The organism is Phenylobacterium sp. (genome assembly GCF_046590535.1).
In the GTDB taxonomy this organism is placed as follows: domain Bacteria; phylum Pseudomonadota; class Alphaproteobacteria; order Caulobacterales; family Caulobacteraceae; genus Phenylobacterium.
In genome coordinates, this window is record NZ_JBKJTG010000143.1 from 1 (window position 1) to 8,373 (window position 8,373).

Below are 8,373 nucleotides of genomic sequence, written 5' to 3' on the forward strand. Positions count from 1 at the left end.
CAGCACGTCGAAGGTCAGCGTCTGGTTTTCGGTGGCGCCCGTCAGGGTGTCCGTGCCGGCCACCGACACGGATGTGGACGCCGGCGCGCAGCTGACCCTGGTGTCCGTCACCGGACCGCCCGGCAAGGGCGTGGCGTCCGTGGTGGACGGCAAAGTCCGGTTCGAGCCCGGCACCGACTTCGACTACCTGCCTCCGGGCGGGTCCGAGACCGTCGTCCTGACCTATGTGATGCGCGACGAGCACGGCGCCACCTCAACCGCCAACCTGGTCATCCAGCAGATCGCCGGCGTGAACGACGCGCCGGTGGCGGTGGCCGACCTGGCCGGGACCGGCGAGAACCAGTCGGTCACGGTCGACGTGCTGGCCAACGACACCGATGTCGATATGGGCCCCCAGTTCACACTGGTTTCGGTCTCCGCACCGAAGGGCTCCGCCAGCATCGTCAGCGGCAAGGTGGTGTTCAATCCCGGGACCGCCTTCGACCACCTGCCCGCCGGCGGGTCGGAGAACGTCGTGCTCAGCTATGTCATGCGCGATCAGTTCGGGGCCACCTCAGCCTCCACCGTCACTGTGGCGGTAGCCGGCGCAAGCGACGCCGCCTCGATCAGTGGATTGTCGGCGGGCACGGTCCAGGAGGACGGGACGCTCACGGCGACAGGGAACCTGACCGTCACCGACGTCGACAGCGGGCAGGCGCACTTCCAGGCGCCCGCCGCCGCCGCCCTGAACGGGATCTACGGCGTCTTCACCTTCCATGACGGGGCGTGGACCTACGCGCTCAACAACGGCGCGGCCAATGTCCAGACGCTGAGGGGCGGCCAGACGGTGCACGACCGCCTGACGGTGACCTCCCTCGACGGCACGGCGGTGAGGGACATAGAGGTGGCCATCACCGGGGCCGACGACTTCAGATTCGCGCAATTGCTGCAGGACTTCTCGTTCGAGACTGGAGCAGCCGGCTGGACAAACCACGGCCCCGGGCTGGAGATCATCCCGAACGGCTACTTCGGCATATCCGGGAGCGACGGCAAAATGCTCGACACCCAGGCCACCCCGGGGGGGATCACCATCTCCCAGACGGTCGATGTCGCCACCGGCCAGAGGGCCACTCTCACTTTCAGCGTCGCGGCCGAGCGCAGCCCCGGCGGACTGCATCCCAACTCCACCCTGTCCTTCGAGTTCAACGGTGTCGTCGTCAAGACCATTACCGAGGCCGACCTCGCCGCCTACAACCAACTCCGGACGTTCACCGTCGATGTTGTGGGTCAGGCTGGCGCCGACACGCTCCGGATCCACGATAACGGGACCGGGTCTGTCGGCTACGCGCTGGATTGGGTCCGGCTTGACGGTTGGATCCTCATCTAGCGGAGCGCAACCGTCAGGGAGAACCCTGGGGGCGGGTCTTTCAGACCAACCACGCGCCGCCCTGCCCGTCCCCGTTTACGGACCGCGCCGCAGGCATGGTGGAGGCGCGGCGTTACGTGCCGCAATGCTGATGCCGAGATCGACCAGATGAACGCCGTGCTGGCCAGATCGGGCGGCCTGCTGGCCCTCGATAATATCGACCGTCCGGGACGGGCAGATTGCCGCCAAATTACACTGGGAGAACGCAAGGCTCCCCCAGTGTTTTATGGCAGGATCAATCGTCCTTCCCGAGCTCGAAGCTGCTGAGCGAGAGGAACTTCCACGTGCCTCCGCTACGCACTAGCGTTTCAATGGAGCTGCTCATTTCCCGCTTTGGCGCATCGGCAGCCCGCTGCGACACGGTCACGGTTGCGTAGTGAACCACGGCCGTATCCCCCGCTATGGTGATGGCGGCCGGGGTCAGCTCATACTGGAGAATCTGGCGCTGCGCGTCGCTGAAGCGCGTCCATTTCTCGATTGTGGCCTTGTAACGCGGCAGAGGCCAACTCGCGTCCCATGCGACCACTCCATCATGCACGTAGCCGCCGGGCCAGCGGCCGTTCTCGGCCGCTTCGTCTGCCCAGGATTGCGTGACCACTGTCCAGACGGCGGTCTGTTCTGGAGACCAACTCGGCGCCTGTGCGGCAACGGACCCCGGCAGAGCCGCGGCAACCGCAGCGACTGCGGCGACGACAATAGTTCTGATCATCATGTTAGCATCCCCTGTTACGGCAAGTTTTCGCTGGAGGTGCAGGCTACGCAAATCCAGACAGCGTGAGTGAATACCCACGCCATCAGGTCTACATAACGACGTTTGTTTTGCAACCTTCAGGTTGTCAATGTCCCGGAGGGTCGTGAACCGACTATTCGAGATGAAGGGGTTCGGCCCCAATGCAGACGTTCATTTCGCCTGTTCCCGCCTCATAGGACCTTAGAAAGGTTGCTTGCCGGGTGCTATAAGCGGCCAACGAAGGCGCCCGTTGCGTCGCTGACGGCGAGCGTCAAGGATCAGACGCGGTCATTTCTTGGAGGTTCTTGATGTCTGAACACGGTCGACGCGCTGTCCTTGGCCTCTGCTGCGGGGCAGGCGGGATGGCCCTCGCCGCGCCATCACTGGCGGCGCTGGCGCCTGCGGGCGGGGCGCACACCCGAACGACCCTCACCGCCACCGAAGCCCTGGCGCTGTTGAAGAAGGGAAACCGGGAGTTCGTCACCGACAGCCCGCTGCGCGCTGCGAGCGGCCGGCAGCGGCGGCTGGACATCGCGCGCGGTCAAACCCCGTTTGCGGTTCTGGTGTCCTGTTCGGACAGCCGGGCGCCGCCTGAACTGCTGTTTGGCCGGGGCCTCGGCGAGCTGTTCATCGTCCGCAACGCCGGTAACACCGTCGATGCGGTCGCCCAGGGAAGCATCGAGTATGGGGTGGCGGAACTGGGCGCGCCGCTGATCGTCGTGCTCGGTCACGAACGGTGCGGAGCCGTTGGCGCGGCCATGGCCGTGGTCGAAAGCAATGCGACCTTCCCCGGAAGCATCCAGCGCGTCGTGGAACCGATCGTCCCGGCTGTGCTGGCGGCGCGTGCCCAAAAGGGCGATCTGTTCGCCAATTCAGTACGCGAGAACGTCCGGCGGATTGTCGCACGGCTGCGGGCGGATCTCGACCAGCCTGTGCTTGCGGAAGGGCTGAAGGGCGGCCGTCTGAGGGTTGTCGGCGCCTACTACGACCTGGATACCGGCGACGTGGACTTCTTCGACGAGGAACCGCGCACGGGGGCGTGAGCATTCTGGCGCCAGCGGGGCCCTGACAACACGCCCGAGCCTGCCTACGGGTCAGGCGGCGAGGCGCCCGATGAATTTCCAGGGCAGTGTCGCTTCGGCCAGAAACGGGACGATTGTCGTGCCGGTTACGGCGAAGTGGGCGTCGACACGCCAGTCTGTCCGCTCCAACGCGACCGTTCCGTCATTGAGCGGCAGACCGTAGAAACGCGGGCCGTTCTCCGAAGCGAACGCCTCCAGCCTGTCGAGGGCGCCTTCCTCTTCGAAGACCGTTGCGTAGCTTTCCAGCGCGACCGGCGCGTTGAAGATGCCCGCGCATCCGCAGGCCGACTCCTTGTCGCCGACGGCGTGCGGCGCGGAGTCGGTGCCCAGGAAGAACTTCGGATTGCCGGACGTGGCGGCCTTGCGCAGCGCCAGACGATGAACCTCACGCTTGGCCACGGGCAGGCAATAGAGGTGAGGCCTGATCCCGCCCTCGAACATGGCGTTGCGGTTGATCATCAGGTGATGGGGGGTGATCGTCGCAGCGAGTAGAGGACCGGCGGCTTCGACGAACTGCACAGCCTCGCGCGTGGTGATGTGTTCGAAGACGATCCTCAGCGCCGGAAAATCCGCGACGATCCTGGTCAGAATGCGATCGATGAACACGGCCTCGCGGTCGAAGATATCGACGTGCCGATCGGTGACTTCCCCATGCAGGAGCAAGGGCATCCCGATCCGCTCCATTGCAGCCAGGACGGCGTGGATGTTGCGGACATCGGTCACCCCCTGCGCGGAGTTGGTCGTGGCGTTCGCCGGATAGAGCTTGCACGCGGTGAAGACGCCCTCAGCAAATCCCCGCTCTATCTCACCCGCCTCGATGCCGTCCGTGAGGTAGGCGGTCATCAGCGGCGTGAAGACCCTCCCGGGCGCCAGCGCATCCGTGATCCGCGCACGATACGCCATAGCCGCCGCCACGGTGGTGACCGGGGGCGCGAGGTTAGGCATGACGATGGCGCGGGCGAACTGGCGCGCGGTGTAATCCGCCACCAACCCCAGCATGGCGCCATCACGAAGATGGACATGCCAGTCGTCCGGTTGGCGGATCAGCAAGCGCGTCGGCGACTGACGGTTGGCTTCTGGCAGGAGCGGCTGCTGGTCAGGTGTGGACAACGCCGGTTTCTCCCGCCCGCAGGCGCCATGGAATTACGGAGCGGTTTCGAGCGGACCCGGTCTTGGCGTTAGCCCTCCCCGGCTATCGCCTCCGCCTTGCGGGCCGCCGCCGCAGCGCGGCTCCGCGCCCAGAGGTTCAGGCCCCCGACGGCCGCCGAGAACGACATCGCCGCGTAAATGTAGCCCTTGGGCACATGAGCGCCGAATCCTTCGGCGATGAGCACCATCCCGATCATTAGCAGAAAGCCCAGCGCCAGCATGATCACGCTCGGGCTTTTCTTGATGAAGTTCGCGAGGGGTTCAGCCGCCAGCAGCATGACCAGCACAGCGGTGATGACCGCGATGTACATGATGGCCAGTATGTCGGTCATGCCGATCGCCGTCAGGATGCTGTCGATGGAGAAGACGAGATCCAGCAAGACGATCTGAAAGATGGCCGCGCCGAAGGTCATGCCCACTCGACCCGTGTCAAACTCGTTGTGAGCCAGGCTCGGATCGACCGTGTGGCTGATCTCCTGGGTGGCCTTCCAAACGAGGAACAGGCCGCCCGCGATCAGGATCAGCTCGCGCCAGCTGAAGTCACTGCCAAACGCCGAGAACACCACCGCGTTCAGCCCGATGATCCAGCTGATAGCGCCCAGCAGGGCCAGCCGCATGCCGAGCGCCAGCCCGATTCCCACCCTGCGCGCCATGGCGCGCTGATGCTCCGGCAGCTTGTTGGTGAGGATCGAAATGAAGATGAGGTTGTCGATCCCGAGCACCACCTCCATGACAATCAATGTCACAAGCGCGGCCCAAGCGGCGGGGTCCTGGAAGATGGCGACGAAATCGAACAAGATGGATCCAGTTCAGCTCAAAATAATCAGCACGAGCTGATCTGCCACGGAGATCTCAACCAGACCTGCGCTTGCTCGTACCACGCCCTCGGGTCGACCATGGACGAGGGCGAGGCCAATCAGAAGCCAGCATGGGCCTCATAAGCGCGCCTCATGGCGGGGCCGGGCCGCGCTCGAGGGCGCGCAGAACCTCCTGCGCCAGAAGCCCGGCCGGGCCGCCGGCGCCGCGCGCGGTCACAAGCGCAATTTCGCTGTCGATGAGCTTCGGCAAGGGGCCGCCGATCACGGCAAGGTCGCGCGGCGCCATGGCCGCCGGCAGGACACCGACACCCAGCCCCGCGCGTAAAGCGGCCAGCTGTCCGGCCAGGCTGGGCGAGGTGAACGATGCCCGGAACGCGATGCCGGCCTCTTGCAGCGCGGCCAGCGCGCGCTTGCGATAGATGTCGGGGGCCGGCGCGACGATCAGGGGCAGCGGCGTCGTTTCGGTGATCGAGCTGTCCAGCGCCACCCAGACCAGCGGTTCGCTCCAGACTCGAACCCCCAGCGCCGGCTCTACGGGCTCTCGTTTAATCAGGGTCAGGTCGAGCATGCCGCGCGACATCTGGTCGAGCAGGTTGGCGGTGTAGTCGCATGTCACCGAAAGCTTGATGCGCGGATGGCTGCGCGCGAAGGCGCCCAGAATTCCCGGCAGATGCATGGTCGCGATATCCTCGGGCGCGCCGAACCGCACTTCGCCCTCCAGGTCACCCTCACCCAGCGTCGAGATGATTTCGTCATTGAGCCGCAGAAGGCGGCGTGCCTGCGGCAGCAATCCCGCCCCCTCCGTGGTCAGGCCGATGACCTTGCCGCCGCGATCGAACAAGGGTGAGCGCAACTGATCCTCAAGGCGGCGGATCTGCAGGCTGATAGCCGGCTGGGTCCTGCCCAGCAGCGCCGCCGCGCGGGTAAAGCTGCCGGCCTCAACGACCGTCACGAAGGCGCGTAGCAGGTCGATATCCAAATTTACCCGCCGCGCCGCCACGTCATTACAATCCTTTATGATCTTCATCACGCCAATAAACTGGAACGCGGTGGCGGTCGAGGCCACACCCACGCACCTTCCGCGGGACCCGTTGACGCATGCCTGAACTTTCGGCCAGCCTGGCCCTGCTGACTTCCCCTGCCATCCTGTTCTTCTTCGTCGGCGCGGCGGCCGCGTTCGCGCGCTCGGATCTGGCGATCCCCGAATCGGTTTCCAAGGCGCTGTCGCTGTACCTGATGCTGTGCATCGGTTTCAAAGGTGGGGTCGAGGCGCGCGCCGCCGGCCTGAACGGCGACTTCCTGGCCGCCGGGGCCATCGGCGTCGGGCTCAGCGCCCTGATGCCGCTGCTGGCCTTCATCATCCTCAAGCGGGTGTCGCGGTTGGATCGCCCGACGGTGTGTGCGCTGGCGGCCACCTATGGGTCGGTTTCGGTGGTGACCTTCGCCGCCGGCCAGCAGCATCTGGCCGCGGTCGGGCTGGCCCCAGGCGGATATATGGCGGCCGTGCTGGCCCTGATGGAGACGCCCGCCATCCTGACGGCGCTGATCCTGATGAACGGTGCGGGGCGCGGCGAGCCGGGACGCCGCCGCACCATCCTGAAGGAGGTTTTCGTCGGCGCCGCCACGGTCATGCTGCTGGGCAGTTTCCTGGTCGGCCTGGTGTCCGGACAGGCCGGCATGGCCAAGCTCGAGATCTTCGTCGGGCCGCTGTTCCAGGGCGCTCTGTGCTTCTTCCTGCTGGACATCGGCCTGATCGCCGCCCGGCGGCTGATGGAAGGCGGACGCAGGCTGACGCCGGCCGTGATCGGCTTCGCCGTGGCCTTCCCCCTGTTCTCGGCGAGCGTGGCGCTGGGTCTGGCGCACCTGGCCGGTCTCGGCGTGGGCAATGCGGCGCTGCTGACCATCCTTGCCGGATCGGCCTCCTACATCGCGGTTCCGGCCGCCATGCGGATCGCCGCTCCGACCGCAGACGCTGGCGTGTTCGTCACCGCGTCGCTTGCGGTCACCTTTCCCTTCAACCTGACGGTCGGCATCGCGCTCTATACCGCCGCGGCGGCGTGGCTGTGGCGATGAGCGTAGGCATCGGCAATGGCTGGTGAGCCGAGGTTGGGGCGCGTTGGGGCAGGGACAGGCGCCCGGTTGACCGCACGGCGCTAGTCGAACACCATTGATCCGCAGTGGGGGCTGTACGATGCCGGACGGGAGCACGACAGCAAAGCCGCGGCGCGCGCGATACGCGCCCACCACGCCCGATCCCATCGAGATCGCCATGGAGGCGGAGCGCGGCGACGCCCGGCCCGACAGCCCGGCGCGGACGCTGCTGGTCAATCAGAACCGCTTGGTGGGCTGGCAGATCGCCTCCGAGCGGGCCGGGGTCGCGCTGAAGGTGCTCACCGGGGTGGTGGGCTTGGTGGCCGCGGTCGGACTGGGCGTCATGGCGTGGAGCGCTGCCCACGACGAGAGCATGGTAGTGAGGCCCTTCAGCGCCCCGCCATCCTGGACCGCGCGGGGCGTCGGCGGTGATGTGCTGGCCGGCCGCTACACGGACCATATCGTCTCCCTCCAGCAGTCGGCGGCCAAGGGGTTCCTCTCCGTGCAAACCTTGCGTAGCGCGAGCGACGAAGTCCGGCTGGAGATTCCGCAGACCGGCGTGTCGCTGGGCGACATCCAGCGCGCGCTGACGGCCTGGCTTGGCCACCAGAAGGTGGTGTCCGGCGCCCTCAGCGAGGACGGCTCTGGCCAGGTGACGCTCACCGTGCGGGTCGCCGGCCAGGGATCGTTCAGCCTTACGGGCCCGCCCGGCGAGGTCGACGCCATGATCCGTCAGTTGGCCGAGCGCAGCTTCGCCGCCGCCGACCCGCAACGCGCTGTGCTGGCCTTCTTGAACCTGGACCGGCGAGACGAGGCGCTTCGCATCGCGAGCGCCCATCTGGCGTCGCTAACCACCGGCAGCCCCGAACTTCCCTTGGCGCTGATTTTCAGGGCTTTGCCTGAACCCAGCTCGCGCCAAGTGGTCCGGTTGGCCCGGCAGGCGGTCGCAGCCGATCCGAGCCTAATGACGGCCTGGGCCCGGCTGTCGCTTGCCGAGCTCCAGTTGGGGCGGGAACAGAGCGCCTATGACGCCGCCGCACGGGGACTGACTACAAGAGATACCGATCAGCCGCGCAGCTATAGCCGGCTTGGCCTGCG

At 66.4% G+C, this 8,373-nt stretch carries 8 protein-coding genes; 4 read left to right on the forward strand and 4 right to left on the reverse strand.

The window, feature by feature from the left end; genetic code table 11:
* Positions 1 to 1,366, forward strand: a 1,366-nt coding sequence (locus tag ACLL81_RS08715; RefSeq protein ID WP_411287953.1) for a VCBS domain-containing protein, incomplete at its 5' end; no start/stop codon positions are given.
* A gap of 274 nt (positions 1,367 to 1,640) precedes the next feature.
* Here ACLL81_RS08715 and ACLL81_RS08720 read toward each other — a convergent pair.
* Entirely contained in the window at positions 1,641 to 2,117 is a 477-nt protein-coding gene (locus tag ACLL81_RS08720; protein WP_411287954.1) for a hypothetical protein, read from the reverse strand.
* 380 nt (positions 2,118 to 2,497) lie between these two features.
* Between ACLL81_RS08720 and ACLL81_RS08725 the strand changes: the two genes are divergently transcribed.
* Positions 2,498 to 3,178, forward strand: a complete 681-nt coding sequence (locus ACLL81_RS08725; RefSeq protein WP_411287955.1) for a carbonic anhydrase — start codon at positions 2,498 to 2,500, stop codon at positions 3,176 to 3,178.
* Positions 3,179 to 3,229: 51 nt separating this feature from the next.
* Here the strand turns inward: ACLL81_RS08725 and pyrC are convergent, their stop codons facing one another.
* From pyrC to ACLL81_RS08740, 3 genes are all read right to left on the reverse strand, one after another.
* Complete coding sequence (pyrC, locus tag ACLL81_RS08730) at positions 3,230 to 4,327, reverse strand: dihydroorotase (RefSeq protein ID WP_411287956.1); 1,098 nt, start codon at positions 4,325 to 4,327, stop codon at positions 3,230 to 3,232.
* Between the two features lie 68 nt (positions 4,328 to 4,395).
* On the reverse strand, positions 4,396 to 5,166 hold the full coding sequence (locus ACLL81_RS08735) for a TerC family protein (RefSeq protein ID WP_411287960.1): 771 nt from the start codon (positions 5,164 to 5,166) through the stop codon (positions 4,396 to 4,398).
* A 148-nt stretch (positions 5,167 to 5,314) separates the two neighbouring features.
* Positions 5,315 to 6,250, reverse strand: a complete 936-nt coding sequence (locus tag ACLL81_RS08740; RefSeq protein ID WP_411287957.1) for a LysR substrate-binding domain-containing protein — start codon at positions 6,248 to 6,250, stop codon at positions 5,315 to 5,317.
* Positions 6,251 to 6,282: 32 nt separating this feature from the next.
* Between ACLL81_RS08740 and ACLL81_RS08745 the strand changes: the two genes are divergently transcribed.
* Together ACLL81_RS08745 and ACLL81_RS08750 are read left to right on the forward strand one after the other, a co-directional pair.
* Entirely contained in the window at positions 6,283 to 7,257 is a 975-nt protein-coding gene (locus ACLL81_RS08745; RefSeq protein ID WP_411287958.1) for a sodium-dependent bicarbonate transport family permease, read from the forward strand.
* A gap of 118 nt (positions 7,258 to 7,375) precedes the next feature.
* Positions 7,376 to 8,373, forward strand: a 998-nt coding sequence (locus ACLL81_RS08750) for a hypothetical protein (RefSeq protein WP_411287959.1), incomplete at its 3' end; no start/stop codon positions are given.